Here is a 26026-nt window from a genome sequence, read left to right as displayed (position 1 = left end):
TGCGCCGGCTAGGCGCGGTGCGCCGGCGGGTGCCCCGATTCGTGCGCGTTGGCGTCCGGCTCGACGGGGAGCGCGTGCGTCCCGGTGTGCGTCGACTCCGACTCGTGGCCGGCGACCGGGTGGGAGCGCTCGAGCTTCGCGCCCTCCACGTCGACGTCCGGCACGATGCGGTCGAGCCACTTCGGGAACCACCACGCGCTCTTGCCGAGCAGGTGCATCGCCGCCGGGATGAGCAGCATGCGGACGACGAACGCGTCGACGAGCACACCGAACGCCAGGCCGAAGCCGATCGGCTTGATCGTGGACGAGTCCGAGAAGATGAAGCCCGCGAACACCGAGATCATGATGATCGCCGCTGCCGTGACCACCGCTCGGCCGGCGTGCAGACCACGCTGGACGGCCACCTTGGCGCTGGCGCCGTGGGCGTACGCCTCGCGCATGCCGGACACCAGGAACAGCTGGTAGTCCATCGCGAGCCCGAACAGGATGCCGATCTCGATGATGGGCAGGAAGCTCAGGATCGGTGCGGGGTCGTGCACCCCGAACACGCTGCCGAGCCATCCCCACTGGTAGATCGCGGTCAGGCCACCGAAGGCCGCCAGGACCGACAGGATGAAGCCCGCGGTCGCGGTGATCGGGACCAGGAACGACCGGAACACGATGATCAGGATGATCAGCGACAGGCCGACGACCACCGCGAGGTAGAGCGGCAGCACGTTCGAGAGCTTCTCGGACACGTCGATGTTCGCGGACGCGTTGCCGGCGACGCCGAGCGTGGCCTTGCCGTCGTCGACGGTCACCTTCTGCGTCCGCAGGTCCTTGACGAGCTCCTCGGTGGAGACGCTGTCCGGACCGCCGTTCGGCTTCACCTGGAAGGCGATGATCGAGCGGTCCTTCGACGCGCCGATCGGCAGCACGGCGTCGACGTCGGAGTTCTTCGCGATCGCCTGGCCGATGGTGACCTCGGTGGCGGTCACGTCGTCCTCGCTGATCGACGACGGCAGCGTGGCCACGACGAGCAGCGGACCGTTCTGGCCGGCGCCGAACTCGTCGCTCAGGCTCTTGTACGCCTTGTACTGGCTGGAGTCGACGGACTCGGACGCGCCGGTCGGCAGGCCGAGGCGCATCTGCGTGGCGGGGAGTGCGATCGTGCCGAGCACCGCGATGCCGGCGACGAGCGTGATGACCGCGCGCCAGGTCGACATCGGCTTGTTCGGGACCCGCGTGGAGTCCGTGTTGCCGATGCGCTCCCGCTCCTTCTTCCGGAGGATCCGCATGCCGATCAGCGAGAGCAGCGCGGGGGTGAAGGACGTGGCGATCAGGATGGCGAAGAACACCGCGACGGCACCGACGGTCCCCATCAGGCCGAGGAACGGGATCCCGGTGATGTTCAGCGCGAGCAGGGCGACGATGACGGTCGCACCCGCGAAGACCACGGCGTTGCCCGACGTGCCGTTCGCCAGACCGATCGACTCGTGCACCTGCATGCCCTGCTTGAGCTGGGTCCGGTGCCGGTTGAGGATGAACAGCGAGTAGTCGATGCCGACCGCCAGGCCGAGCATCACCCCCAGGACCGGCGTCACCGAGATGAACTCGACGAGGCTCGAGAACGACAGCGCGGCGAGCGATGCCACGCCGACGCCGAGCAGGGCGCTGACGAGCGGCACCGCGGCGCCGATGACGGTGCTGAGCATGAAGAACAGCACGAGGGCGGCGATGATGACACCGGCGATCTCGCCCGGGCCCAGGATCGACGGGACGCCCTGCGCGATGTCGTTCGAGACGAACACGTCGACGCCGTCGATCTTCGCGGCGTCGGCCTTGTCGGAGATCGCGGTCTTGGTGCTCTGCGGCACCTCGTAGGTGGACTTCGTGAACTGCACGGTGCCGATCGCGGCGCTGCCGTCCGAGGAGACGAAGCGGATGTCCTTCGACAGGTCGAGGAGCTTCGTGCCCTGCTCGAGCTCCTTCTCGCTGTCGTCGAGCTTCTGCGTGTTCGTGTCGATCGTCTTCTGCGCCTCGGCGATCTGCTGCTCGCCCGCGGTGATCTGTGCCTGCTGGGCGTCGATCTGCGCCTGGGCCTGCGCGAGCTGCGCCTGCGCGGCCTGGGCTGCGGCACCGGTGGCCGCGGCACCCTCCGCCGCTGCCTGCTGCTTCTGCGCGTCGAGCTGGGCCTGGGCGCTCGCGATCTGGGCCTTGCCGTCCTCGAGCTGCTGCTTCTGCGCGTCGAGCTGCTTCTGGCCGTCCTCGATCTTCGTCCGGCCGTCGGCGATGTCCTGCTTGCCGTCGACGAGCTTCTGCCGCTGGTCGTCGAGCTGCTTCTGGGTGTCGAAGCCCGACGTGGCGCCCTTGACGCCGTTCAGGTCCTCGAGGTCCTTGAGGAAGTCGGCGACCTCGGTCTTCTGGGAGTCCGTGAAGGCCTTGCCGTCCTTCGTCTCGAACACCAGCGTGCCGTTGCCGCCGTTCGCGCTCGGGAACTTGTCCGCGAGCTCGTCCTGCACCTGGCTGGTCTTGGTGCCGGGGATGGTGATCGACGAGGAGATCGAGCCGGAGAACAGGGCGTACGTGCCGCCCGCGATCCCCATGATCACGATCCACGAGATGATCACGAGCCAGTGTCGCCGTGCGGAGAATCGTCCGAGGCGGTAGAGCAGACCGGCCATGCGGTGCCCCGTTCCTTTCGTCGTGGTTGGTGCTGGATGGGCGGGGTGCGCCGGTGGACCCCTGGTGGTGCGGTCTCAGTGCGCGGGCATGTACCCGCTGCGAACGCTGTGCACGAGTCGTGCGAGCAGGGCGTCCCAGTCGTCCAGGGCCTCTTGGTCGAGGCGCGGGCCGGTGGTCTGGAGCCAGTGTTCGGCGATGACGACGATGCCGCTCATGAGCGACTCGACGAGCAGCGCCGCGTCGAGGGCGTCCGCGGCGGGGTGCCGCCGGCGGACCTCGACCCGGAGGCGCTCGGTCACCCGGGCGAACGCCGTCTGGGTGAGGATCGCGGCGCGGGCGTCCGCGACGTCGTCGGGTTCGCCGATGATCGACTTCATCTGCACGATCGCCCGTGCGAGGTCTGCGCCGCGCGCGGCGGACTCGATCTCGTCGAACATCGAGGACCGCGAGCCGTCGCCGATCGGGGTGTTCGCCATGTCTGCGAGGAACCGGTCGATGATCACCGAGAGCACTTCCTCGCAGACGGTGAGCAGCACCTCGTCGAGCGAGGAGAAGTGGTTGAAGACCGTCCGGCGGGCGACGTCCGCTCGCGCGGCGAGTTCGTCGACGCTGAAGCCGCGTCCGCCGCGCTCCTCGACCAGGTCGCGCGCCGCCTGCAGGATGGCCGCGCGGTGCTTCGCCTTGAGGGCAGCACGGCGGTCGATCGACAGGGTCACGAGAGAGCACACTAAGTGCATCGATGCACTCGGTGCAACAAGTCCGAGCGGACGCTCAGATTTGTCCCCCGCGCAGTGGGAGACTGGCGACACCGACCGCCCGTACGAAGGAGTACCGATGCCCGTCCGCCTGTCCCCGGAGACCCTCGACGAGATCGCATCGAGTGGCGTCGCCGTCCCGACCTACGACCGCACGGGCATCACCGCCGGCATCGTCCACTTCGGCGTCGGCGGCTTCCACCGCGCACACCAGGCGATGGTCGTCGACCGGCTCCTGCAGCGCGGCGAGGCCCGCGAGTACGGGATCTGCGGCGTCGGCGTCCTCGAGCAGGACCGTCGGATGGCAGCCGCGATGGCCGACCAGGGCGGGTTGTACACGCTCGTGCTCAAGCACGCCGACGGCACCCGTGAGGCCCGGGTGATCGGCAGCATAGTCGACTACATGCTCGCCGTCGACGACCCGGACGCGGTGGTCGAGAAGATGGCCTCGCCGGAGACCAGGATCGTCAGCCTGACCATCACCGAGGGCGGCTACAACTTCGACCACGTCACGGGCGAGTTCGTCGCCGACGAGCCCGGCGTCGTCGCGGACCTCCGCGGAGACGGGCCCCCGCACACCGTGTTCGGTCTGGTCGTCGCGGCGCTCCGACGCCGCCGCGACCGGGGGATCGAGCCGTTCACGGTGATGTCGTGCGACAACATCCAGGGGAACGGGCACGTCGCCCGAGCCATGTTCACCGCGTACGCGCGACTCCAGGACCCCGCCTTCGCGGACTGGATGGACGAGCACGTCAGCTTCCCGAACTCGATGGTGGACCGGATCACGCCGGTCACCACCGACGACGACCGAGCCGCCGTGCGCGACGACCTGGGCATCGAGGACGCCTGGCCCGTCGTCGCGGAACCGTTCTTCCAGTGGGTGCTCGAGGACGCGCACCCCGCCGGCCGCCCGCCGTACGAGCACGCCGACGTGCAGCTCGTCGACGACGTCGAGCCGTACGAGCTGATGAAGCTGCGGCTGCTCAACGCGAGCCACCAGGGCCTGTGCTACTTCGGGTACCTGTCGGGGTACCGCTACGCGCACGAGGCCACGCAGGACCCGGCGATCGCGACGTTCCTCCGGCGCTACATGGACGAGGAGGGCACCCCGACGCTCACGCCCGTCCCCGGGATCGACCTCGAGGACTACAAGTCCACGCTCATCGAGCGCTTCCAGAACCCCGAGGTGCGGGACACCCTCGCCCGGCTCTGCGCCGAGTCGAGCGACCGCATCCCGAAGTGGCTCCTGCCGGTCGTCCGCGAGAACCTCGCGTCCGGCGGCCCCGTCGCGCTGTCCGCCGGCATCGTCGCCTCCTGGGCACGGTACGACGAGGGCACGGACGAGTCCGGCGAACCGATCGAGATCGTCGACCGGCTCGCCGAGTCGCTCACCGCGATCGCACGGACGCAGCGTGACGACCGGCTCGCCTTCATCGCGAACCGGCAGGTCTTCGGTGACCTCGTCGACGACGAGCGCTTCGTCGCGGCGTACCGCGACGCCCTCGACGGACTGATCGCCGACGGCGCGCACGCCACCGTGGAACGCCTGTCGTGTTCCTGACGCGGGTCGCGCCCCGCGCGCGCAGCGGGTGGATCGCGCCCCGCCGCGGACATCGCGCCCTGTCACGCCGGGGCGCGATGTCCGCAGCGGGGCGCGACGGCCGCGACGGCGGACGGGAGGCCCGTGGCGGCGCCGACCCGGGCCTCCCGTCCGGCCGTGGCCGGCCCCGGATCACGTGACGAGCGCGCGGACCCTGGTCGCGAGTTCCTGCTGCGCCGGGTCGGCGCGGACCGCCGCGTCGACGACCGCGACGATCCGCTCGGCCACCGATCCGGTCGGGGCAGGGGCACCGAGGCGCGCCGCTCCGCGTGCCAGGAGCCCGTCGACGTCGCCGCCCCCACGGCGGTCCGCCTTGACCGCGGCGATCGCGTTCATGAGTGCGCTCTCGGCCGGTGACCACGGTCGGACCCACGACGGGGTCGTGTCGCCGAACGCTCCGACCACCTCGAGGTCGACGCGTTCGAAGAGCGACCAGCCGGCGAACCGGACGAAGACGAGTCGTCGTTCCGGTTCCTCGTCCGGATCGAGACGCAGGGACTCCACCGTGCCGACGGTGGCCAGCGCCGACGGCAGGTCCGCGAGTGCGCGGTCGCCGCTCCTGCCGACCTGCCAGCGGACGTCGACGTCGCTGAACTCGTCCGCCGTGCCCGCCGCTCGCGATCCCCGCAGCACCACGACGCTCCCCGGCACCGTGTCGGCCAGGGCGGTCGTGAGGGCGCGGATCCGGTCGTCGACGCTGACGGAGAGTCCCATGGCGCGAGGCTAGCCGCCGCGCTGCCGTAGGGTCCTGGTGTGAACCGGACCGACCGCCTCTACGCACTGGTCGAGGAGCTCCGTGCTGCGGCACCGGCCCGCCGGAGCGCAGCCCGGCTGGCGGAGCGGTTCGGTGTGAGCACGCGGACCGTCGAGCGGGACCTCCGCGCGCTGCAGGAGGCGGGCGTGCCGATCTGGGCCGACGCCGGGCGGACCGGCGGGTACACGATCGACGCGCGGGCGACGCTCCCGCCGCTCGGACTCACGGTCGACGAGGCGCTCGCCGTGTCGATCGGACTCGGCACGCTCGCCGGCAGTCCGTTCCGGGACGCCGCTGCGAGCGCGGCCCGGAAGGTGACGGCGGTGCTGGCGGACGACGACGCGGCGCGGACGGCCAGGCTCGCGAGCCGGGTGCACCTGCTGGAGTCGGGCGATCGCGTCGCGCCACCGACCGGACTCGCACACGCGCTCGCCCACGGACACGTGGTGCGGATGACCTACCGGGACGCGCACGGTGCCGAGTCCGAACGCCTCGTCGAACCGCTCGGGTACATCGGGAAGGGCGAGGACTGGTACCTCGTCGCGTGGTGCCGGCTGCGCGAGGCCGTCCGGGCGTTCCGCGGCGACCGGGTGCTGCGGATCGAGGAGACCGGGGAGCGGGCACCGGCCAGGGCGGTCGCCGTCGAGGAGCTCGACATCCCGCACGGGGTGCTCCGCCCGGTACTGCGGTCTGCGGGTTCCTGAAACACCGACAGGACGCTGTCGCCACCGCGGAGCATGCTCGGCTCGTCGGTCACCGCGGCCGACGGAAAGGCCACCATGCAGTTCGCATCCATCCGCATCATCACCGACGACCTCGACCGGATGACCGCGTTCTACGAGCGCGTGACCGGCACGACCGCGAACCGTCCGGCTCCGGTCTTCGCGGAGATCGTCACCGGCGGCCTGGTGCTCGCGTTGGCGTCCCCGGCGACCGTCGCGATGCTGGCGAGCGATGCGCCGATCGCGCAGTCGAACGGCAGCGTGGTCGTCGAGTTCCTGGTGGACGACGTCGACGCCGCGTTCGACGCGCTGCAGGCCGACCTCGACGACCTGGTGCTGCCGCCGACGACGATGCCGTGGGGCAACCGGTCGACGCTGTTCCGCGACCCGGACGGCAACCTCGTGAACCTGTTCTCCCGTCCAGCCGGCTGAACCGCTCCGACGGTCAGCGCGGATCGCGGAGCCGGTCGTGCAGCTCGCGGGCGGCGGCGCCCAGTGCGGCCTCGGCGGCCGGCTGGGTGCTCGCCGCCACCTCGGACGCGCTCAGTGCGGCGACGGCGAACCGGGATCCGTCGGCGTGCTCGACCACGCCGATCTCGTGCCGGAGGTTCAGGAGCGTCCCGGTCTTCGACGCCCAGGTCGATGCGTCGGACGCGAAGTCGGGGGCGAGCCGGTGCCGGATGACGTTGCCGTGCAGGTGCTCGCGGAGCCGGCGCGCGACCGCGGGCCGGACGCACCGTTCGTTCCAGATCGCCGCGAGCAGGTCGACCCACGCCCGTGCCGTGCCGGTGTTGGTCCGCGCGACGTCGAGCTGCCGGACGGGGTGCCCGTGCGCCGGCGTCGACCCACGGATCGCGAGGGTGTGGGCGAGGTGCGCCTCGTCGGGTGCGAACCGTTCGAGCGGGGTGTCGGACAGGTCTCGGAACGGGTGCCGGACGGCGATGCCGGTGAGGTGCAGCGCGTCGAGGTCGGCCGTGACGTCGGCGGGCGGCACGAGGTCGAGCAGGGCGTCCGCGGCGCCGTTGTCGCTGATCGTCAGCGCCAGGGAGACCAGGTCGTCGAGAGCGATCACGGCCGCGTGCCGGAACCGTCCGGTGCCGGGTGTGCCCTCGGTGGGGTTCCCGGCCGGCACGGTCACGGTGAGCGCACCGTCGAGACGGCCGTCCTCGACACGGTCCAGCACGGCGAGGGCGATCGGCAGCTTCGTCAGCGAGGCGGCGGGGAGCTGGACGTCCGCGTCGAGCGCGATCTCCTGGCCCGTGTCGAGGTCGCGGACGAGGACCGACGCGCGGAGCCCGGCCGCACGCAGGCCCTGCCGGACGCCGGCGAGGAACCGCTCATCGGACATCGGGCACCCCCAGCGCCACCGCGAGCTCGTCCGCGGCCGCCCGCTCCACGGCCTCGGCATCGTGCTCGCTGTCCGCGACGACGGCGTAGCCGCGAGCCAGGTCGATCCCGACGAGCGGGCGCCAGTGCAGTCCGTACGCCGCGGACTCCGCCTCGGAGCAGAGCAGCAGGTCCCCGTCGGCGAGGACCGCGGCGAGCGAGGACGTCGTCGTGGCGTCCGTCGGCAGCTGGGCCGGCAGGAGTCCCGCTGCCTCCGCCGCCCGGGCGAGGACGTCGCGGACGTGCGGCACGTCGTCCTCCGGCCCGATGCGGAGGCGACTCCCGTGGTCGTCGTCGTGGTGGCGGACCGTGCGACGCGTGCGCAGGCCCTCCAGTCGGAGCGTCCGGTCGTTGTCGCGTCGCCCGGCCGCGCCGAGCGGCACCCGCCACCGTGCGCCGGCGGCCGGGACGGCGACGATCGCGACCCGCACCGTCCGTGCCGCCGCGAGTTCGGCGCGTCGTGCCGGCGGTTCCCGCCGCAGGTCGAGCCGCACGCCGGCGCCTCGTGCGGCGGCTTCGGCGACCGCGAGGTCCCGCGTGGTGCAGGTCTCCGGCACGGCGATCGACACCGGTCGGAGCCGGGCGCGGTCGGCGTCGAGCTCGAGTTCGTCCGCGAGCCGCACGAGCCGGCGGGCGGAGGGCACGAGGTCCTTGCCGAACGGGGTCAGCACGGCGCTCCGGGCGCTCCGTTCGAGCAGCGGCCCGCCGAGGTGTCGTTCGAGGGCCACGATGCGACGGCTCGCGACCGACTGGGCGATGTCGAGGGCGGCGGCCGCACGGGTGACACCACCGCGTTCGTCGACCTCGACCAGGACGCGGCAGGCAGCGACGACGTCCATGCGGTGCAGCGTATCCCATGCCGATGTGGCATGGATCGGTGTCGTCCGGTCTTCGACAGCATCGGACGGACGCACGATGCTGGGACCATGCGAACCAGGAACTCCATCACCGCCGGGGCGGTCGTCCTCGCGGCGGCCATCGCGCTCACCGGGTGCAGTGCGTCACCGATCGCCGGAGCCGGAGCCGGAGCCGGAGCCGCGACGGCGAGCGCGTCCGCGTCGGCGAGCGCGTCCGCGTCGGCCGGGTCCAGCGGGTCCACCGGGTCCACCGACCGCGCCTTCGCCGCACTCGAACGCCGGCACGACGCCCGACTCGGCGTCACCGCGATCGACACGGCTTCTGGGCACCGTGTCGCGTACCGGTCGGGCGAGCGCTTCCCGTTCGCGTCGACCAACAAGACGTTCATCGTCGCGGCGGTGCTCGCGCACGACTCGGACGCCGACCTCGACACCGTCGTGCACTACGACCGCAGCGACCTGCTCGCGTACGCCCCGGTCACCAGCCGGTTCGTGGACACCGGCATGACCGTCCGCGAGCTCATCGACGCCGCGATGCGGTTCAGCGACAACACCGCGGCGAACCTGCTCGTCGAACGGGTCGGCGGGCCGGCGGCCGTCGAGCAGTACCTGCGCGGCATCGGCGACCGCGTGACGAACGTGGACCGCACCGAGCCGGACCTGAACCAGGCGACGCCGGGCGACGACCGTGACACCACCACGCCGACGCAGTTCGCGACGGATCTGCGGAAGGTGCTGCTCGGTGCGACGCTCGGGACCACCGACCGGACCTTCCTGCGCGACACGATGCTCGACAACACGACCGGGGCGGGCACGGTGCGCGCCGGGGTCGATGCCGCGTGGCCGGTCGCCGACAAGACCGGAACGGGGGAGTACGGCGTCCGGAACGACATCGCTGTCGTGTACCCGGCAGGCCGCGCTCCGCTCGTCGTGATCGTGATGACCTCCGGCCGGCAGGCGGACGCGAGCGCCGACGACGCCCTGGTCGCGGCCGCCACGACGACCGCGGTCGCCGCCCTGCGCTGATCCGGTCCGCGTCAGTGGTCCAGGGAGTGCGCCCATCGCCCGATGACGTCGTACGCCTGCTCGCGCACCGGGCCAGCGGAGAGCACCACGTCGTGCAGGGCGCCGTGGAGTCGCCGCACCGTCACCTCGTCCCCGAGCGACAGCGCACGGTGCGCGACCGCGTCCACGTTGAGCGCGACGTCCGCGTGCGCCATGCCCTCGTCCCACCGGGGCTGCAGCATGCTCTTGTCGCTGAGCATCACCAGGACCGGCATCGTGAGCCCGAGGCCGCGCTCCACCGTCCCCTGGCCGTCGAACACCGCCGCGAGCCACCCCGGGTGCAGCGGGAACCCCCGCTCCGGACGCCACTCCTGGTCGTACGTCCACCGCCCCTCGCCGGTGGCCGAGACGGTGCGCGTGTAGAACCCCGGGTCGACGGCCGGCAGCGGCGCGAGCGGGTTCCGTCGGGCCCCGAGCTTGATCACCGGCGCGACGAGCGCGCGCCCCACCGCGGATGCCTGGAACTCCAGCCACGGACTGTTCAGGACCAGCCCGTCCACGGCCTCCTGGTGCCGGGCGGCCCAGAGCGACAGCGTGAGCCCGCCGGTCGAGTGGCCCATCGGCACGAGGCGGCGGCGCTCGCCGTGGTGCTCGGCCCGGATGACGTCGAGTGCTGCTGCGATGTCCGCGTCGTACGTCTCGAGCGAGTCGACGAACCCGGGGGTCTGCCGTGGGCGCAGGCTCCGGCCGTACTTCCGCAGGTCGAGGGCGTGGAAGCGTGCGCCGAGCCGCTCGACGCGCTCGGCGAGTTCGGTCTGGAAGAAGTAGTCCGACCACCCGTGCACGTACAGCACGTCGGTGCCACGCAGGGGCCCGCCGGCGTGCAGCAGGTCCGCGGGGGAACGTCGTCGCCGCACGAGTGTCGCGACGACCTCTCCCTCGGAGTCCTCGCCGAGCGGGAGCTCGAGTCGCTCGTACGGCGCACCGAGGACGTCCTCCATCCACCCGGTGCGCGTCATCCCTCGTTCCTACCGCGATCCGGCAGCGCGCGCCCAGTGGTCAGCACGTACGCTCGGCGGCATGGCTGACTTCACCGAGGCGCAGGCCGCCGTCGTGCGGATCGAACGGGCAGAGGAAGGGCGCTGGGACCTCACGGTCATCAGCGACAGCGGCGTGAAGATGGGGCACGGCGTGTACCTCTTCGAGCCGGAGCGCGACGACGCCCAGGACGAGGTCGCCGGCGCCGCGGAGTTCGTCCGCGACTACGGCTTCCGCTTCGAGGCCGACGCCGTCGTCGCCGACGGCCCCGATGCGTTCTGGGCGCCGCTGCTCCCGCTGGACTAGGACAGCTTCTTGCTGTCGTCCAGCCAGCCCGCGAGCTTCGTCATGTACGCGGCCTGGGACGCGTAGTCGAGCGCCGGGAAGGTCCAGCTGTGGACCTGGCCGGCCTGCAGGGCGGCGTTGTCCGCGAACGTCGGCTGCTTCTCGAGGTCGGCGACCTGGTAGCCCTGCTGTGACAGCAGGATCACGTCACCGGTGATCTGGCCCGCGTTCTCCCAGCTGTAGATGCCCCAGTAGAAGCCCTTCGGCTTCGGGTTCACCAGGTCGACGCCGAAGTCGGTGTACATCTGCAGCGTCGGCTCGTCGGCCGGACGGGTGACGTAGGCGCCGTCACCGTCGGCGTACATCGACACCACGGTGAGGTCGCTGTCCTTCGCCGCGGTCTCGAGCTCGCCCTTGGCGGTGTCGAAGCGCTTCTCCGCGGCGTCCACCTTCGACTGCTTCGCGCCGAGCGACTCCGCCAGGCCGGTGATGTCCTTGATCACGTCGAGGCCCTTGCCGCCCCACTTGACCTGGGCGACCGGCGCGATCGCGGCGATCTGCTTCTGCTGCGCCATGTCCTTGAACCCGTACCCGGGCTGCTTGGTGTCGATCGTGCCCTGCTCGTCCGTCGGGTAGACCGAGGTGACGACGAGGTCCGGCTTGAGCGCGGCGAGCTGCTCGAGGTCGATGTCGCCGTAGCCGGTGCCGAGCTGCGTGATGCCGTCGGTGTCGAGGCCCTTGAACCGGGCGTCGTCGGCCATCGTGAGCTGCCCGAAGGTGCCGACCGGGTGCAGGCCGTACTCGACGAAGGAGATCGCGATGTCGTTGAGCACCACGACGCGCTTCGGCGTGTGGTCGACCTTCACTGTGGTGCCGGTGGCGTCCTCGTACGACCAGGGGCCGGAGGACGCGCTGGCATCGGAGCCCGCGGAGTTCGACGACCCGGTCGACGAGCAGCCGGTGAGGAGGAGGGCCGACACGGCCACGGCGGTGAGGAGTACGGAACGGAGCTTCACGTTAGGAGAGGCTAACCTAATAACGACGCGCTGGCGAGTCCGGAGACGTGATCGAGGTCGTGTTCGTCTGCTTCCGGCACCACCATCGGCGCACCGGTCACCGGGTCGGGGACGACCCGCGCGTGCAGCCCGAACGCCGACTGCAGCACCGCCGGGGTGAGCACCTCGGCGGGGGAGCCGTCGGCGACGACGCCGCCGTCGTGCAGCACGACGAGCCGGTCGGAGTAGCGCGCGGCGAGCGAGAGGTCGTGCAGGACCATCACGACCGTGGCGCCCTGGTCGCGGTTGATCCGCCGCACGAGCCGGAGGACCTCGAGCTGGTGCGCGAGGTCGAGGTACGTGGTGGGTTCGTCGAGCAGCAGGGTGTCGGCGCGCTGGGCGAGCACGAGCGCGATCCAGGCGCGCTGCCGTTGCCCGCCCGAGAGGCTCGCGACGTCCCGGTGCGCGACGTCGGTCAGGCCGGTGGCGGCGATCGCCTCCTCGGCGACGCCGGCGTCCTCGGCGGTCCACGGCTTCGCCCACGACTGGTGCGGGTTGCGTCCGCGCATCACGAGGTCGAGGACGCTCGTGCCGGCCGGGGCCACCGGGGACTGCGGGAGGATCGCGAGCTTCCGCGCGACCGCACGGTTCGGCTCCTTGCGGATCGGGACGCCGTCGAGGTGGACCTCGCCCGCGATCGGCTTGAGCACGCGGCCGAACGCCTTGAGGAGCGTCGACTTGCCGCAGCCGTTCGCGCCGAGGAACGTCGTCACGGTGCCGCGCTCGATGCGCAGGTCGAGTCCGCTCAGCACGGCGTGCCGCTCGTAGCCGACGGACAGGCCGCGTGCTTCGAGGACCGGGGTCGTCGTCATCGGGACATCTCCTTGCGGTGGCGGATGAGGAGCCAGATCAGGTACGGCGCACCGATCACGGTCGTGACGATGCCGACGGGCACCTGCCACGGGAAGGCCGAGCGCGCGAGCAGGTCCGCGGCGAGCACGAGGACCGCACCGAGTGCGGCGGAGAGCAGCAGCGGCGGGCGGTTCGTGCCGGCGAGCCGCAGGGCGATCTGCGGGACGACGAACGCCACGAAGCCGACCGGTCCCGCCGCGGCGACGGCGGCCGCGGTGAGCACGACGGCGAGGGCGATGACGAGCAGACGGTGCCGCTGGATGCCGAGCCCGACGCCGACCGCGACCTCGTCCCCGAGCTGCCCGATGCCGAGTGCCGCGCTGGTCGCGAGGGCGATCGGGACGGCGACGCCGGCGACGACGAGCAGGGGCCAGACACTCGCCCACGAGGTGCTCGACAGGCTGCCGACGAGCCACTGCGACGCTGCGGCGGCCTGGGTGATCTGTGCCCGGACGAGCAGGTAGCTGGTGACCGCGTCGAGCGTGGCACTGACGCCGATCCCGACGAGGACGAGCCGGTAGCTCTGCACGCCGCCGCGCCACCCGAGTCCGTACACGACGATCGCGGCGACGAGTGCGCCGATGGTGGCCGCGATCGGGATCCCGCTGCCGAGGACGACCGCGCCGATGGCGTACGAGCCGCCGCCCAGCACAACGGCGGCGACGGCACCGACGCTGGCGCCCGAGGTCACACCGATGATGTCCGGGGTCCCGAGGGGGTTGCGTGTGAAGGTCTGGGTGAGGGCGCCGGCGACCGCGAGCGTCAGGCCGACGAGTGCGCCGGTGAGCACGCGGGGGAGTCGCAGCACGGTGATGATGAACGCGTCGGGGCCGGTCTCCAGGCCGACCAGGGAGCGGATGACGGTCCCCGGGGCGATCCACGTCGACCCGATCGCGACGCCGAGCACGACGAGGAGCAGCGCCGCGACGATCGCCGCGATCGTCATCCCGAACACGCGGGGTCGCCACGCGAGACCGATCGGGCCGACCCGCACACCGCGGCGCACGGACGGGCCCGCGGTGCCGGTCACGTCGGTCGTCCCGGCCGCGGTCACAGCGCCACCAGCGATCGCCGGCGGGCGACGGCGACGAACACCGGGCCGCCGATGACGGCGAGGATGATCCCCACCTCGACCTCCGCGAAGCCCCCGACGAGCCGGCCGATCACGTCGGCGAGCAGCACGAGCGCGGCCCCGAGCAGTGCGGAGGCGGGGAGGGCCCAGCGGTGCCCGGTGCCGACGAGCGCCCGGGCGACGTGCGGCACCGTGAGCCCGACGAACCCGATCGGGCCGGCGGCGGCGGTGGCCCCGGCGGCGAGCAGCGTGATCCCGCCGAGCCCGACGAGCCGGGCGACGAGGACGTTCTCGCCGAGCCCCTTCGCCAGGTCCGCACCGAGGCCGAGCGCGTCGAGCGACCGGACGTTCAGGACCGCGAGCACCAGCCCCGCGACGAGGAACGGCCACACCGCCTGGAGCACGTCGATCTGCCGGCCGGAGAGCGAACCGACGACCCACAGGCGGTAGGCGTCGAGGGAGTCCCGGTCGGTGAGCACCAGGAACGAGGTCAGCGCGCCGAGCAGTGCCGAGACCGCGGCACCGGCGAGGGCGAGCGGCACGGGGCTCGCGGTCCCGCTGCCGGCGATCGTCACCGAGAACACGACGACGCTCGCCACGACGGCACCCGCGAGCGCGAACCACACCGTGACACCGGTGTTCGTGATCCCGAAGACGTAGACGCCGATGACGACGGCGAGCCCGGCGCCCGCGGAGACCCCGAACAGGCCCGGGTCGGCGAGCGGGTTCCTGGTGTGTCCCTGCATGAGGAGTCCGGCGATCCCGAGCGCCGCTCCGACCGCGGCCCCGATCGCCGTGCGCGGGATCCGAGACCCCCAGACGATGGCCTCGTCGGTGCTCGACCCGGTGTGCACCAGCCCGGCGAAGACCTGGTCGACACCGATCTGGTTGCTGCCGAGGAGCATGCTGGCGACCACGACGAGGGCGAGCCCGACGACCAGGCCGAGGACGATCGCCGCGCGACGCCGGAACGTCGTGCGGTGCACACCGACGGCACCGACACCGGGGTCGCGAGCGCCGCGGGCGGGGTCGGCGAGGGCAGGGGCGGGGGCTGGCACGCGGACCATCTTAGGTTAGCCTTCCCTCATGGCGAAGAACCCGCGGCTCCTGCCCGTGAACCCCCGGCTCTTCCGTGCCCGGGTCGTCCGGACCGAGCGCGTGACCCCGTCGATGCACCGTGTCACGGTGACCGGGGACGACCTGCACGAGTTCGGGTACCTCGGCTTCGACCACTGGTTCCGCCTGTTCATGCAGCATCCGCACCAGGACGCGTTCCGGCTGCCGGAGCTCGACGGCACGAAGTGGTGGCCGACGTTCCTCGCCATCCCCGAGGACACCCGCCCGCACTGCGCGAACTACACCGTCGCCGCGTTCCGTCCGGCGACCGCGGACACCCCGGCCGAGATGGACATCGACTTCGTCGTGCACACGACCGCCGACGGCTCGCTCGAGGGACGCGCGGCGATCTGGGCGTGCAACGTCCGCCCCGGCCAGCAACTCGCGATGCTCGACCAGGGCTGCATCTTCGACTGCCCCGACGACGCGACCGAGGTGATCGTCGTCGCCGAGGAGACCGGGCTGCCGGGCGTCGTCGGCATCGCGGCCTCGCTGCCGCGGGACGCGGTTGGCCGCATCATCCAAGAGGTCCCGCTCGCCGAGGACATCCGCCCGCTCGACGCCCCCGCCGGCGTCACCGTGACCTGGCTCGTCCGCGACGACGTCCACGCGGTCCCCGGTGCCGCCGCGCTCGAGGAACTCCGTCGGCACACGCCCACCGACGAGCACGCCTACGCGTTCGTCGTGGGGGAGTCCACCCTGGCCACCGAGGGCCGTCGCCACCTGCACCGCGCGGGGCTGCCGAAGTCCCGCATCACGTTCTCGGGCTTCTGGAAGCGCGAGGCGAAGGAGCCGGTCCCGGCCTGACGGCGGGACAGCGGCTGGGCGGCGGTCCGGACCGCACCACATGACGGACGGGAGGCCCGGTGCCAGCTGGCACCGGGCCTCCCGTCCGTCGTGTGGTGGCGTCAGCCCTTGAGGCCGGAACCCGTCACGCCCTCCACGATCTGCCGCTGGAAGATCAGGTAGAGGATGATCAGCGGCAGCGCCGCGAGCAGCGCGCCGGCCTGGATGTCGGCGTAGCGCTGACCGAAGCTGCCCTGCACCGTGGCGAGCCCGACCGGGATCGTCATGAGGTCCGGGTTCGACAGCACGAACAGCGGCAGGAGCAGGTTGTTCCACACCCCGACGAACGTCAGGATCGTCACGGCGGCGATGACCGGACGCGACAGCGGCAGGATCACCGACCAGTACACCTTCCAGATGCCGGCACCGTCGATGCGGGCGGCTTCCTCGAGCTCGCGCGGGATGCCGTCGAAGAACTGCTTGAAGATGAACACCGCGATCACGGCGGGCACCTGCGGGAAGATGACCGACCAGTAGGTGTTCAGGAGGCCGACGGCGTTCAGCTCCTGGAAGATCGGGATGATCAGCACCTGGGTCGGGATCATGATCCCGAGGATGATCAGCAGGAACGCGACGTTCCGGCCACGGAAGACGAGCCGCGACAGCGCGAACGCGGCCATCGACGCGAACAGCACCGTCAGCAGCGCGGTGATCACGCTGGTGATCGCGCTGGCGAGGTACCAGTTCCAGATGTCGCCGGCCTGGAACAGCGCCGCGTAGGAGTGCAGCGTCGGGTTCCAGTTCGACAGGATCGAGTTCGCGCCGAGTGCGGCGACGCCGTTGTCGGACAGCGACGTCTTCAGCGCGAACAGGCTCGGGATCAGCCAGATGATCGCGAAGACGGTCAGGATGATCCCCGACGCGATCGTGAAGCCCTTCCCGCTGACGCCGATCTTCGCGGCGCTCGTGGGTGCGGCCGACGAGACGCCGGTGCGGAGCTTGGGGCGGTCCGTCGTGATGCTCTCGGTGGCGGTCATGTCAGGCACCGATCTCTCGCTTGGCGGCAGCGCGCTCGACGAGCTGCCGGATGACCGCGATCGCGACGATCACGATGAACAGGAGCACCGACGCTGCCGACGCGGCGCCGAGGCGGTTGTCGGTGAAGCCGACGCCCGTGATGAGCTGCAGCGAGACCTGGGTCGAGATGCCGGGGCCGCCGTTCGTCATCAGGTACACCTGGTCGAAGATCTTCAGGCTGGCGATGATCTGGAGCAGGATGACGAGCGTCGTCGTGCGGCCGAGCAGGGGCAGCGTGATCGACTTGATCTGCTGCCAGTTCGACGCACCGTCGACGGCGGCCGCTTCGTACAGCTCGCGGGGGATCTCCTGGAGACCCGCCAGGTAGAGCACGAAGTTGAAGCCGAGCGTCCACCACACGGTGGCGATCGCGACACCGATCATCGCGGTGTTCGGGCTGGACAGGATGCCCGACCCGGGCGTCATGCCGAGGAGCGACTGCATGCTCGCCCAGAGACCCGTCGCCGGCGTGAAGATGAACACCCAGATCAGGGAGATCGTCGCCGACGGCAGGATGAACGGCAGGAAGAACGCCAGGCGGAAGAACCACTGGCCGCGGTTCATCCGGTTCGTCAGGACGGCGAACACGAACGCCAGGATGACGAGCGGCGGCGTCGTGTAGAGCGTGAACTGCAGGGTGTGCCAGAGCGCGGACCAGAAGTCGCTCCGCCCGAGCATCTCGGCGTAGTTGGCGAACCCGGCGAAGCTGCCGAGTCCGGTGCGGACGGTCGAGGTGTTGAAGAAGCTCGAGACGAGCATCCAGACCGTCGGACCGAGGAGGAAGGCCAGGTAGAACAGGCCGAAGGGGGCGAGGAACAGCCAGCCGCTGCGGCCCTGGCCGCGGGTCAGGCTGGTCCGGTAGGTGCGGATGCGTCGGGGAGCGGTGGTCGCATCCGTGGGACGGGTGAGGACTGGTGCTGCAGTCACGTCATCGTGCCTTTCGCGCGGTGTTCACGTCGATCGGGTACCCGGTGCGGTCGGTGTCGATCACAGGGGGCTCGGGGTGTTGAGGTAGGTCGCGAGCTGGGACTTGATCGCCTTCAGCGCCTGGGCGGGGGACGAGCTGCCCTGCTGGACGAGGGCGAGCTGGGCGCCGACGGTGCCCTCGAAGGTCGAACCGGACCCGCCGTACCAGGCGGCGTCGTCGAACACGGCGGTCTCGGCGGCCGCTGCGTAGTTGGACTGCGGCGTGAGCTTCTTGTACGCGGTGCTGTCGAACGTGGGCATGTAGGCGGGGACGTGACCGCCCTCCGCCCAGGTCATGCTCTGCTCGAGCATCTGCTTGATGAACAGCATCGCCTGCTTGCGCTGCGCGGGCGTGCGGTCCTTCCGGGGGAGCACGAACGTGTGCGAGTCGGCCTGGGTGGCCGGCTTGTCGTAGAGCTGGGGGATCGGGGCCATGCCGAACTTCAGCCCCTTGATCGACTGCGCGGTGCTGATCTCCCACTCGCCCTGCATGAAGAACGCGGACTTGCCGGTGAACATCTGCGACTCCGCGGTGGCGTAGTCGAGCGCCTTGTTCAGCCAGCCCTGCTGCACCCACTTCTGCGTGCGGCTGGTGACCTCGTTGTAGGCGTCCTCGTTCACGGTGAGCTTCGCGCCACCGTCGCTGAGGAACGGGGTCGCGCCGTTGATCTGGTTGTAGAGCGTCCAGAAGAAGCGCCACGGGGTCGCCGTCTCGGGGACCACGTTCGCCACGTTCAGCGCGGTGCCGCCGGTGACCTTGGCGGCTGCGGCGAGGGCGGCCTCGAACGTGTCCATGCCGGACAGGTCCTTGAGGTTGTCGTCCGCATCGAGCAGGCCGGCCTTGCGGCAGATGTCAACGTTGTAGAACAACACGAAGGGGTGGGTGTCGAGCGGGATCGCGATGTTCTTGCCATCGGTCTTCTGCGCCGTCCAGGCCTTCTGGTTGAAGTCGGCGGCGCTGAGCCCGACGCTCGCCAGGTCGTCGGACGTGATGGGGTCGAGGAGGTCCCCGTCCCACAGCGGCTTCGCCCGGGTCAGGTGGGCGACCGCGACGTCCGGCGGCTTGTTCCCGACGGTGGCCAGTGTCAGCTTCGAGTAGTACGGGTTGCCCCAGGCGAACGTCGTGGCCTGCAGCGACGAGGATCCGCCGTGCTGCTTGGCGTAGCCGGCCTCCATCGCCTGCATGCGGGCGCCGTCACCACCGCCGAACAGGTTCCAGAAGACGAGGGTCTCGGGGTTGAGGGCGCTCCCCGCGAGTCCGGCCGAGAGCGGGCTGGAGCAGGCCGCCAGGGGCAGGACGGTCGCGGCAGCAGCACCTGCTGCCAGGAAGCCGCGTCGCGTGAGCCGCGATGCGGGTGGGGTCGGTCGATTCGGCATGGCATCACTCCATCGGGATGGGCCGGGCTGGGAACACCTGGGCCGGTGCTCCGTGAGCGCTCACATTAGCCCGCAGTCCGTCGGCGCGCCACCCCTTTCGTGTCGGGCCGGATACCGGTAGCGTTGCAATCAGGTGAGCGCTCACTTTCGTGACGGGGTGCCACCGTCCCGGGTTCGCCCGGACCCGTACGCCGCACGCACGATCGAAGGAGATCCATGCCTCGCACACACCTCGTCCTGGACGCCGCGTTCACCGTGGGGCCGGTGCGCCGCCGTCTGTTCGGTGGGTTCGTCGAGCACCTCGGACGCCACGTCTACGACGGAATCCACGAGCCCGCGCACGAGACGGCCGACGAGCACGGCTTCCGCAAGGACGTCATCGAGCTCGTCAAGGAGCTCGGCGTCACCACCATCCGCTACCCCGGCGGCAACTTCGTCTCCGGCTACAAGTGGGAGGACGGCGTCGGGCCCGTCGACGAGCGTCCGCGGCGCCTCGACCTCGCCTGGCACTCCACCGAGACGAACGAGGTCGGCCTGCACGAGTTCCAGCAGTGGCTCGACTCGGTCGGCTCCGAGATGATGCTCGCCGTCAACCTCGGCACGCGCGGCACCGAGGCCGCCATCGAGCTGCTCGAGTACGCCAACATCCCCGGCGGCACCGCCCGCTCCGAGGAGCGCAAGCGCAACGGCCGCGAGGAGCCCTTCGGCGTCACCATGTGGTGCCTCGGCAACGAGATGGACGGGCCCTGGCAGCTCGGCCACAAGAACGCCGACGACTACGGCAAGCTCGCCGCGATGACCGCGAAGGGCATGCGGCAGATCCAGCCGGACCTGGAGCTCGTCATCTGCGGTTCCTCCGGCGCGTCGATGCCGACGTTCGGCGAGTGGGAGCGCACCGTCCTGGAGCACGCCTACGACGACGTCGACTACATCTCCGCGCACGCCTACTACGAGGAGGGCGACGACCTCGCCACCTTCCTGGCATCCGGCGTGAACATGGACCGCTTCATCGACACCGTCACCACGGCTGCCGACCACGTCCAGGCGCACAAGAAGTCCGACAAGCGCATCGACATCTCGTTCGACGAGTGGAACGTCTGGTCCATCTCGAAGTGGAACGAGCAGCAGAAGGAGTTCACGATCGACGAGTGGCCCGTGGCCCCGCGCCTGCTCGAGGACGTCTACACCGTGGCGGACGCCATCGTCGTCGGTGGCCTGCTCATCTCGCTGCTGCGGCACGCGGACCGCGTGGCCTCGGCGTCGATCGCGCAGCTCGTCAACGTGATCGGCCCGATCATGACCGAGCCCGGTGGCGAGGCCTGGCGCCAGACCACGTTCTTCCCGTTCTCGCTCACATCGCGCCTGGCCCACGGCACGTCGCTGCAGGTCATCGCCTCGGGCGACACCGTCGACGGCGGCACCTACGGGCAGGTCCCGGTCGTGGACTCCGCGGCCACGGTCGCCGAGGACGGCACGGCTGCGGTCTTCCTGGTGAACCGCCACCCGTCCGAGAGCACCACGGTCACGATCGACCTCGGTGGCCTCGCGGTCTCCGGTGACGTTCGCGCCGAGGGTGTCTGGGACGACGACCTGCACGCCGTGAACGACCTGGCGAACACGTCGCGCGTCGGGCTCCGCACGAACGAGACGGTGCGCCGCGAGGGCGACACCGTGACGATCGAGCTCCCCCCGGTGAGCTGGACGGCGCTGTCGATCGGGTAGCGCGGGGCGGGGGCGCGCGCCAGCGCGCCGGCGCCTAGGCAGTCGAAACGCGCGTAGGGGGTCGGTTCTTCCGGCTCCCTACGCGCGTTTCGCCTTTCCAGTGCGCGCGGGATGGGACGAAACGTGCGGACCACCGGACGGGAGGCCCGGTGCCGGGCCGGCACGAGCCTCCCGTCCGCAGCGTGCGAGCTTGCAGACAGGGTGCGGCCCGCGGCGCCCGTCACGGTGTACGGAACCGCGCACACTGCGGCGCCGCGCGCCGCGCGCCGCGCGCCGCGCACACTGCGGCGCCGCGCGCCGCGCGCCAGCGCGTCAGCGCGCCGGCGGCGCGGCCGTGCTCGCGCGCACGACCAGGCGCACGGGGACGAAGTCCGTCGCGGCGGTGGCCGGCGCGCCCTCGATCTGGGTGAGGAGCGTCGACACCGCGCGGCGCCCGACCTCGTCGAAGGACTGGTGCACGGTCGTGAGGGGCGGCCAGAACGAGTCGGACTCCGGCATGTCGTCGAAGCCCACGATGCTGAGGGACTCCGGCACGGCGCGCCCGAGCTCGTGGCAGGCGCGGAGGATCCCGAGCGCGGTCTGGTCGTTCGCGGCGAAGACGGCGGTGATCTCCGGTCGGCGGGCGATCTCGAGCCCGACCCGGTAGCCGGACGACGTGCCCCAGTCGCCGTGGAACACCGGGGGGACCGTGCGGCCCGCGTCGGTGAGCGTCGACCGCCAGGCCGCGAGACGCCGGCTCGACGAGTACGAGGACGACGGGCCCGCGACGTGCCAGACCGTCTCGTGGCCGAGGTCGAGCAGGTGCTGCGTGGCGAGCCGTGCGCCCTCGGCCTGGTCGGTGTCGATCGCCGGGTGCTCGGTCGTGCCCGTGGAGTCGACGACCACGACCGGGACGCCGTCGGGCAGTGCGACCTCGGCGGTGTCGATGACGTGCGACTCGATGATGATCACCACGCCGTCGACCGCCTGTTCGTGCAGGCGTGAGAACGCCGAGCGCACGCCTTCCTCGGTGCGGGACGCCATCGGCAGCAGCGTGATCGTGAAGTCGGCGGCTCCGGCGGCGTCGGCGATCGCCTCGAGCGTGCGCATGTTGCCGAACGACGCGAGCGTGAACATGATCACGCCGATCGTGCGGAAGCGGCCGGAGCGCAGGGCCCGAGCGGCGCGGTTCGGGCGGTAGCCGAGCGAGGTCATCGCCGCCTGCACGCGGTGCCTGGTGTCCGGGCTGACGTTGTCGAAGCCCCGGGCGACGCGGGAGACCGTCTGCATCGAGACCCCGGCGGCCTCGGCCACGGCGGCGAGCGACGGTGCCCGTTTCGCGGACGACAGGTCGGTGCTCATGTCGTCCCCTCCGTTCGCCACGACCGCAGGAAACCCGGCGGCTGTCCCGAACGCTAGCGCATGTTGACGTTGCCATGCTATCGTCGCGCCGTTCGATGTTGACGTCAACATGACCGCGGGGGAACGCGCCCCGCACGCAGCACGAACGCACCCGAACGCAGCAGACGAAGGAGTCACATGAGCACGCTCGCAGCGCGCCCGGCAGCGGCCACCGCTCCCGCCACGCCCCCGCGACGTCGGCCGAAGCCCCGCGGTCGGTTCACCGGATGGCTGTTCGTCGGCCCGTTCGTGGCCGTCCTGGTCCTGATGCTCATCGTCCCGATCGGGTACGCGCTCTGGCTCAGCCTGTTCCGCGACCAGCTCGTCGGCGGCAACCAGTTCGTCTGGTTCGCGAACTACGTCCAGCTGTTCCAGGACTCGCAGTTCTGGACCGGGTTCGGCCGGGTCGCGATCTTCCTCGTGATCCAGGTGCCGATCATGCTCGGTCTGGCGCTCGTCGCGGCGCTCGCACTCGACAGCGCCCGCCTGTGGGGCACGAGCTTCTTCCGCATCGCGGTGTTCCTGCCCTACGCGGTCCCCGGTGTCGTCGCGGCGCTCATCTGGGGCTTCATCTACGGCAACCAGTTCGGCCTGACCGGTGCCGCGAACCACGCGCTCGGGATCGACCTGCTGCAGCCGTTCAGCCCGACGTGGGTGCTGACGTCCATCGGGAACGTGGTCACGTGGGAGTTCCTCGGCTACAACATGCTGATCTTCTACGCGGCCCTCCGCACCGTCCCCGGCGAGCTCTACGAGGCCGCCGAGCTCGACGGTGCCGGCCCGATGCGCACGGTGTTCTCGATCAAGCTCCCCGCGCTCCGCGGCCCGATGGTCATCGCCACGATCTTCTCCATCATCGGCAGCTTCCAGCTCTTCAACGAGCCGAACCTGCTGAAGACCCTGGCCCCGAACGTCATCGGCAGCTCCTTCACGCCGAACATGTACGCCTACTCGCTGTCCTTCAGCGGCCAGCAGTTCAACTACTCCGCCACCGTCGCCATCGTGATGGGCGTCATCACCGCCGTGATCGCCTACGTCGTGCAGGTCCGCGGCACCCGACAGGAGAACCGATGAGCACCCTGCAGAACCCGGCCACGGTGACCGAGGCGACCACGACGCAGCGCGACGTGCGCGGCGGAGCGGGACGAGCCTCCCGTCCGGCCCGGCCGACCCGACGCGCACCGCAGCCGGTGGACGGACGCAAGCCGAAGCGGTCCGGTCTGCTGACCGCCGTGATGATCGTCTTCGTCGTCTACTCGTTCGCGCCGCTGTTCTACCTGCTCGTGAACAGCACGAAGACGCAGTCGTCGCTGCTGTCCACCTTCGGACTCTGGTTCGGCGGGGACTTCAACCTGTGGCAGAACATCGTCGACACGCTGACCTACAACGACGGCATCTTCCTGCAGTGGTTCGGCAACACCCTGCTCTACGTCGTCGTCGGGGCCGGCGGGGCGACCCTGCTCGCCACGGTCGCGGGCTACGGCATGGCGAAGTTCGCGTTCCCGGGCCGGCGTGCGGTGTTCGCGATCGTGCTCGGTGCGATCGCGGTGCCCGGCACGGCGCTGGCCGTCCCGACCTTCCTGCTGTTCTCGCAGGTCGGCCTGACGAACACCCCGTGGGCGATCATCCTGCCGTCGCTGATCAGTCCGTTCGGCATGTACCTGATCTGGACCTACGCCGTCGACGCGATCCCGACCGAGCTCATCGAGGCCGCCCGGATGGACGGTGCGGGCGAGTTCCGGATCTTCTTCACGATCGCGCTCCGGCTGCTCGCGCCCGGTGTGGTCACGGTGCTGCTCTTCGCGGTCGTCGCCACCTGGAACAACTACTTCCTGCCGCTGATCATGCTGAGCGACCCGAAGTGGTACCCGCTCACGGTCGGCCTGAACCAGTGGAACGCGCAGGCCACCGGGTCCGGTGCGCAGCCGATCTACAACCTCGTCGTCACGGGATCGCTCCTCACGATCATCCCGATCGTGGTCGCGTTCCTCTTCCTCCAGCGCTTCTGGCAGTCCGGCCTCGCGGCCGGGTCCGTCAAGGCCTGAGCCCCGGACGGGAGGCTCGTGGCGATCCCGCCACGCGCGCCCGCCGACCACCACAGCAGCACCACTCCCAACACGAAGAAGTGAAAGGCACCCGAATGAACAAGCGTCTCCGGCGCGGGCTGAGCGCCCTCGCCATCGGCGTCACCGCCGCCATCGCCCTGGCGGCCTGCGCCTCCGGCGGATCGTCCGCCAGCGGTTCCGCCTCGGACATCGACAAGGCCCTCGAGAAGGGCGGCACGCTGACGTACTGGTCCTGGACCCCGTCCGCGAAGGCCCAGGTCGCCGCGTTCGAGAAGGCGTACCCGAAGGTCACCGTCAAGCTCGTCAACGCCGGCACCGGTGCCGACCAGTACACGAAGCTGCAGAACACGATCAAGGCCGGTTCGGGCGCCCCCGACGTCGCGCAGGTCGAGTACTACGCGCTCCCGCAGTTCTCGCTCTCCGAGTCGCTCCTGGACCTGTCGAGCTACGGCTTCGGCGACCTGAAGAGCAAGTTCGCGGCCAGCACCTGGAGCTCCGTCACGGACGGCTCGAAGATCTACGGCCTGCCGCAGGACTCCGGCCCCATGGCGCTGTTCTACAACAAGAAGGTCTTCGACGAGCACGACATCGCCGTGCCGAAGACGTGGGACGAGTACGTCGCCGCGGCCGCGAAGCTGCACGCCGCCGACCCGGACGCGTACATCACCGCGGACTCCGGCGACGCCGGTTTCACCACGAGCATGATCGCCCAGGCCGGTGGCACCCCCTTCACCACGAAGGGCGACAAGGTCACCGTGAACCTGCAGGACGCCGGCACCAAGAAGTGGACCGCGACCTGGAACGAGCTCGTCGAGAAGGGCCTGGTCTCCAAGACCGTCGGCTGGACCGACGACTGGTACAAGCAGCTCGGCAACGGCCAGATCGCGACGCTCATCACGGGCGCGTGGATGCCGGGCAACCTCGAGGCGAGCGTCGCCGACGCGTCGGGTGACTGGCGTGTGGCCCCGATGCCGACCTACGACGGCACCACCGCGGTCACCGCGAACAACGGCGGCAGCGCCGAGGTCGTCATGAAGCAGACGAAGGACCCGGCCCTCGCCGCGGGCTTCCTGAAGTGGCTGAACTCGTCGAAGGCGTCCACGAAGGTCTTCATGGAGTCCGGCGGGTTCCCGTCGACCACCGCCGACCTGGAGTCGTCGTCGTTCCTCAACGAGGAGCCGTCCTACTTCGGTGGGCAGAAGATCAACGAGGTCCTCGTCGACGCGTCCAAGAGCGCTGACAACGACTTCACCTACCTGCCGTACCAGGTGTACGCGAACAGCGTCTACGCGGACACCGTCGGGCAGTCCTACGAGAAGGGCACGTCCCTCGACGCCGGCCTCGAGGCCTGGCAGGCTGCGCTCGTGAAGTACGGCAAGCAGCAGGGCTTCACGGTCTCGACCAAGTAGGTCCTGCGCACGAACCGAGGGACCGCACGGGCTTCCCGTGCGGTCCCTCCGCCGCTCGGGCTCCCCGCGCGGTCCCTCCCTC

Annotated in this window: 24 protein-coding genes; 10 read left to right on the top strand and 14 right to left on the bottom strand. The window is 70.8% G+C overall.

Annotation, left to right across the window (positions count from 1 at the left end; genetic code table 11):
- Window positions 1–8: 8 nt before the first annotated feature.
- Both ACIPJY_RS13845 and ACIPJY_RS13840 read right to left on the bottom strand, forming a co-directional pair.
- Complete coding sequence (locus tag ACIPJY_RS13845; RefSeq protein WP_400461387.1) at window positions 9–2663, bottom strand: MMPL family transporter; 2655 nt, start codon at window positions 2661–2663, stop codon at window positions 9–11.
- A 75-nt stretch (window positions 2664–2738) separates the two neighbouring features.
- On the bottom strand, window positions 2739–3380 hold the full coding sequence (locus ACIPJY_RS13840) for a TetR/AcrR family transcriptional regulator (protein WP_400461390.1): 642 nt from the start codon (window positions 3378–3380) through the stop codon (window positions 2739–2741).
- 118 nt (window positions 3381–3498) lie between these two features.
- Between ACIPJY_RS13840 and ACIPJY_RS13835 the strand changes: the two genes are divergently transcribed.
- On the top strand, window positions 3499–4980 hold the full coding sequence (locus tag ACIPJY_RS13835) for a mannitol dehydrogenase family protein (protein WP_400461392.1): 1482 nt from the start codon (window positions 3499–3501) through the stop codon (window positions 4978–4980).
- Window positions 4981–5151: 171 nt separating this feature from the next.
- Here the strand turns inward: ACIPJY_RS13835 and ACIPJY_RS13830 are convergent, their stop codons facing one another.
- A complete protein-coding gene (locus ACIPJY_RS13830; RefSeq protein ID WP_400461395.1) occupies window positions 5152–5733 on the bottom strand; it encodes a hypothetical protein in 582 nt (193 codons plus the stop codon).
- A gap of 39 nt (window positions 5734–5772) precedes the next feature.
- On the opposite strand from ACIPJY_RS13830, the gene ACIPJY_RS13825 reads away from it, so the two are divergent.
- Window positions 5773–6477: a helix-turn-helix transcriptional regulator gene (locus tag ACIPJY_RS13825; protein WP_400461398.1), complete on the top strand. Its 705-nt coding sequence runs from the start codon at window positions 5773–5775 to the stop codon at window positions 6475–6477.
- Window positions 6478–6552: 75 nt separating this feature from the next.
- Window positions 6553–6927: a VOC family protein gene (locus ACIPJY_RS13820; protein ID WP_400461401.1), complete on the top strand. Its 375-nt coding sequence runs from the start codon at window positions 6553–6555 to the stop codon at window positions 6925–6927.
- A gap of 13 nt (window positions 6928–6940) precedes the next feature.
- Here the strand turns inward: ACIPJY_RS13820 and ACIPJY_RS13815 are convergent, their stop codons facing one another.
- Window positions 6941–7843, bottom strand: coding sequence for a serine hydrolase (locus ACIPJY_RS13815; protein ID WP_400461404.1), 903 nt, complete (start codon window positions 7841–7843; stop codon window positions 6941–6943).
- Window positions 7833–8720 (bottom strand): LysR family transcriptional regulator, encoded by an 888-nt coding sequence (locus ACIPJY_RS13810; protein WP_400461407.1) that lies wholly within the window; start codon window positions 8718–8720, stop codon window positions 7833–7835. Before ACIPJY_RS13810 ends, ACIPJY_RS13815 begins: the two co-directional genes overlap by 11 nt.
- A gap of 87 nt (window positions 8721–8807) precedes the next feature.
- On the opposite strand from ACIPJY_RS13810, the gene bla reads away from it, so the two are divergent.
- Window positions 8808–9764 (top strand): class A beta-lactamase, encoded by a 957-nt coding sequence (gene bla / locus ACIPJY_RS13805; RefSeq protein WP_400461410.1) that lies wholly within the window; start codon window positions 8808–8810, stop codon window positions 9762–9764.
- Between the two features lie 11 nt (window positions 9765–9775).
- Here the strand turns inward: bla and ACIPJY_RS13800 are convergent, their stop codons facing one another.
- Window positions 9776–10762: an alpha/beta hydrolase gene (locus ACIPJY_RS13800; protein ID WP_400461413.1), complete on the bottom strand. Its 987-nt coding sequence runs from the start codon at window positions 10760–10762 to the stop codon at window positions 9776–9778.
- 61 nt (window positions 10763–10823) lie between these two features.
- On the opposite strand from ACIPJY_RS13800, the gene ACIPJY_RS13795 reads away from it, so the two are divergent.
- Window positions 10824–11087 (top strand): hypothetical protein, encoded by a 264-nt coding sequence (locus tag ACIPJY_RS13795; protein ID WP_123701943.1) that lies wholly within the window; start codon window positions 10824–10826, stop codon window positions 11085–11087.
- On the opposite strand, the gene ACIPJY_RS13790 is transcribed toward ACIPJY_RS13795, so the two are convergent.
- The 4 genes from ACIPJY_RS13790 to ACIPJY_RS13775 are packed head-to-tail and all read right to left on the bottom strand — an operon-like array spanning window position 11084 to window position 15103.
- A complete protein-coding gene (locus ACIPJY_RS13790) occupies window positions 11084–12082 on the bottom strand; it encodes an ABC transporter substrate-binding protein (protein ID WP_400461416.1) in 999 nt (332 codons plus the stop codon). The two genes, ACIPJY_RS13795 and ACIPJY_RS13790, sit on opposite strands and share 4 nt — an antisense overlap.
- Before the next feature lie 11 nt (window positions 12083–12093).
- Window positions 12094–12933, bottom strand: a complete 840-nt coding sequence (locus tag ACIPJY_RS13785) for an ABC transporter ATP-binding protein (RefSeq protein ID WP_400461419.1) — start codon at window positions 12931–12933, stop codon at window positions 12094–12096.
- Window positions 12930–14003, bottom strand: a complete 1074-nt coding sequence (locus tag ACIPJY_RS13780) for a FecCD family ABC transporter permease (RefSeq protein WP_400461422.1) — start codon at window positions 14001–14003, stop codon at window positions 12930–12932. The genes ACIPJY_RS13785 and ACIPJY_RS13780 overlap by 4 nt, the downstream gene beginning before the upstream one ends.
- Before the next feature lie 20 nt (window positions 14004–14023).
- The gene (locus ACIPJY_RS13775) at window positions 14024–15103 is read right to left on the bottom strand and encodes a FecCD family ABC transporter permease (RefSeq protein WP_400461425.1); all 1080 of its coding nucleotides are present in this window, start codon (window positions 15101–15103) and stop codon (window positions 14024–14026) included.
- A gap of 28 nt (window positions 15104–15131) precedes the next feature.
- On the opposite strand from ACIPJY_RS13775, the gene ACIPJY_RS13770 reads away from it, so the two are divergent.
- Entirely contained in the window at window positions 15132–15968 is an 837-nt protein-coding gene (locus ACIPJY_RS13770) for a siderophore-interacting protein (protein ID WP_400461428.1), read from the top strand.
- 101 nt (window positions 15969–16069) lie between these two features.
- Here ACIPJY_RS13770 and ACIPJY_RS13765 read toward each other — a convergent pair whose 3' ends face one another.
- Genes ACIPJY_RS13765 through ACIPJY_RS13755 form a run of 3 tightly spaced genes read right to left on the bottom strand, consistent with a single transcriptional unit; the run spans window position 16070 to window position 19367 of the window.
- Window positions 16070–16984, bottom strand: coding sequence for a carbohydrate ABC transporter permease (locus ACIPJY_RS13765; protein WP_400461431.1), 915 nt, complete (start codon window positions 16982–16984; stop codon window positions 16070–16072).
- Between the two features lies 1 nt (window position 16985).
- Window positions 16986–17951, bottom strand: a complete 966-nt coding sequence (locus tag ACIPJY_RS13760) for a carbohydrate ABC transporter permease (RefSeq protein ID WP_400461434.1) — start codon at window positions 17949–17951, stop codon at window positions 16986–16988.
- Window positions 17952–18011: 60 nt separating this feature from the next.
- Window positions 18012–19367 carry an extracellular solute-binding protein gene (locus ACIPJY_RS13755; protein WP_400461437.1) on the bottom strand — a complete coding sequence of 452 codons (1356 nt, stop codon included), beginning with the start codon at window positions 19365–19367 and terminating at the stop codon, window positions 18012–18014.
- Window positions 19368–19583: 216 nt separating this feature from the next.
- On the opposite strand from ACIPJY_RS13755, the gene ACIPJY_RS13750 reads away from it, so the two are divergent.
- The gene (locus ACIPJY_RS13750; protein ID WP_400461440.1) at window positions 19584–21089 is read left to right on the top strand and encodes an alpha-N-arabinofuranosidase; all 1506 of its coding nucleotides are present in this window, start codon (window positions 19584–19586) and stop codon (window positions 21087–21089) included.
- A gap of 312 nt (window positions 21090–21401) precedes the next feature.
- Here the strand turns inward: ACIPJY_RS13750 and ACIPJY_RS13745 are convergent, their stop codons facing one another.
- Window positions 21402–22430: a LacI family DNA-binding transcriptional regulator gene (locus tag ACIPJY_RS13745; RefSeq protein ID WP_400461443.1), complete on the bottom strand. Its 1029-nt coding sequence runs from the start codon at window positions 22428–22430 to the stop codon at window positions 21402–21404.
- Between the two features lie 177 nt (window positions 22431–22607).
- Here ACIPJY_RS13745 and ACIPJY_RS13740 point away from each other — a divergent pair, with 177 nt between their 5' ends.
- From ACIPJY_RS13740 to ACIPJY_RS13730, 3 genes are all read left to right on the top strand, one after another.
- A complete protein-coding gene (locus tag ACIPJY_RS13740) occupies window positions 22608–23543 on the top strand; it encodes a carbohydrate ABC transporter permease (RefSeq protein ID WP_400461445.1) in 936 nt (311 codons plus the stop codon).
- On the top strand, window positions 23540–24514 hold the full coding sequence (locus tag ACIPJY_RS13735; RefSeq protein WP_400461448.1) for a carbohydrate ABC transporter permease: 975 nt from the start codon (window positions 23540–23542) through the stop codon (window positions 24512–24514). Before ACIPJY_RS13740 ends, ACIPJY_RS13735 begins: the two co-directional genes overlap by 4 nt.
- A gap of 95 nt (window positions 24515–24609) precedes the next feature.
- Window positions 24610–25944, top strand: coding sequence for an ABC transporter substrate-binding protein (locus ACIPJY_RS13730; RefSeq protein ID WP_400461451.1), 1335 nt, complete (start codon window positions 24610–24612; stop codon window positions 25942–25944).
- Window positions 25945–26026: the final 82 nt, after the last annotated feature.

It is taken from the genome of Curtobacterium sp. NPDC090223 (genome assembly GCF_044746585.1).
Classification (GTDB): domain Bacteria; phylum Actinomycetota; class Actinomycetes; order Actinomycetales; family Microbacteriaceae; genus Curtobacterium.
This window is presented reverse-complemented; position numbering and strand designations above follow the sequence as displayed.

Excerpts from the sequence above, each read along its gene's own strand:
- ACIPJY_RS13845 (WP_400461387.1), bottom strand. The coding sequence starts at position 2,663 with ATGGCCGGTCTGCTCTACCGCCTCGGACGATTCTCCGCACGGCGACAC.
- ACIPJY_RS13835 (WP_400461392.1), top strand. The coding sequence starts at position 3,499 with ATGCCCGTCCGCCTGTCCCCGGAGACCCTCGACGAGATCGCATCGAGT.
- ACIPJY_RS13830 (WP_400461395.1), bottom strand. The coding sequence starts at position 5,733 with ATGGGACTCTCCGTCAGCGTCGACGACCGGATCCGCGCCCTCACGACC.
- ACIPJY_RS13820 (WP_400461401.1), top strand. The coding sequence starts at position 6,553 with ATGCAGTTCGCATCCATCCGCATCATCACCGACGACCTCGACCGGATG.
- ACIPJY_RS13815 (WP_400461404.1), bottom strand. The coding sequence starts at position 7,843 with ATGTCCGATGAGCGGTTCCTCGCCGGCGTCCGGCAGGGCCTGCGTGCG.
- ACIPJY_RS13810 (WP_400461407.1), bottom strand. The coding sequence starts at position 8,720 with ATGGACGTCGTCGCTGCCTGCCGCGTCCTGGTCGAGGTCGACGAACGC.
- bla (WP_400461410.1), top strand. The coding sequence starts at position 8,808 with ATGCGAACCAGGAACTCCATCACCGCCGGGGCGGTCGTCCTCGCGGCG.
- ACIPJY_RS13800 (WP_400461413.1), bottom strand. The coding sequence starts at position 10,762 with ATGACGCGCACCGGGTGGATGGAGGACGTCCTCGGTGCGCCGTACGAG.
- ACIPJY_RS13795 (WP_123701943.1), top strand. The coding sequence starts at position 10,824 with ATGGCTGACTTCACCGAGGCGCAGGCCGCCGTCGTGCGGATCGAACGG.
- ACIPJY_RS13785 (WP_400461419.1), bottom strand. The coding sequence starts at position 12,933 with ATGACGACGACCCCGGTCCTCGAAGCACGCGGCCTGTCCGTCGGCTAC.
- ACIPJY_RS13770 (WP_400461428.1), top strand. The coding sequence starts at position 15,132 with ATGGCGAAGAACCCGCGGCTCCTGCCCGTGAACCCCCGGCTCTTCCGT.
- ACIPJY_RS13765 (WP_400461431.1), bottom strand. The coding sequence starts at position 16,984 with ATGACCGCCACCGAGAGCATCACGACGGACCGCCCCAAGCTCCGCACC.
- ACIPJY_RS13755 (WP_400461437.1), bottom strand. The coding sequence starts at position 19,367 with ATGCCGAATCGACCGACCCCACCCGCATCGCGGCTCACGCGACGCGGC.
- ACIPJY_RS13750 (WP_400461440.1), top strand. The coding sequence starts at position 19,584 with ATGCCTCGCACACACCTCGTCCTGGACGCCGCGTTCACCGTGGGGCCG.
- ACIPJY_RS13745 (WP_400461443.1), bottom strand. The coding sequence starts at position 22,430 with ATGAGCACCGACCTGTCGTCCGCGAAACGGGCACCGTCGCTCGCCGCC.
- ACIPJY_RS13740 (WP_400461445.1), top strand. The coding sequence starts at position 22,608 with ATGAGCACGCTCGCAGCGCGCCCGGCAGCGGCCACCGCTCCCGCCACG.
- ACIPJY_RS13735 (WP_400461448.1), top strand. The coding sequence starts at position 23,540 with ATGAGCACCCTGCAGAACCCGGCCACGGTGACCGAGGCGACCACGACG.
- ACIPJY_RS13730 (WP_400461451.1), top strand. The coding sequence starts at position 24,610 with ATGAACAAGCGTCTCCGGCGCGGGCTGAGCGCCCTCGCCATCGGCGTC.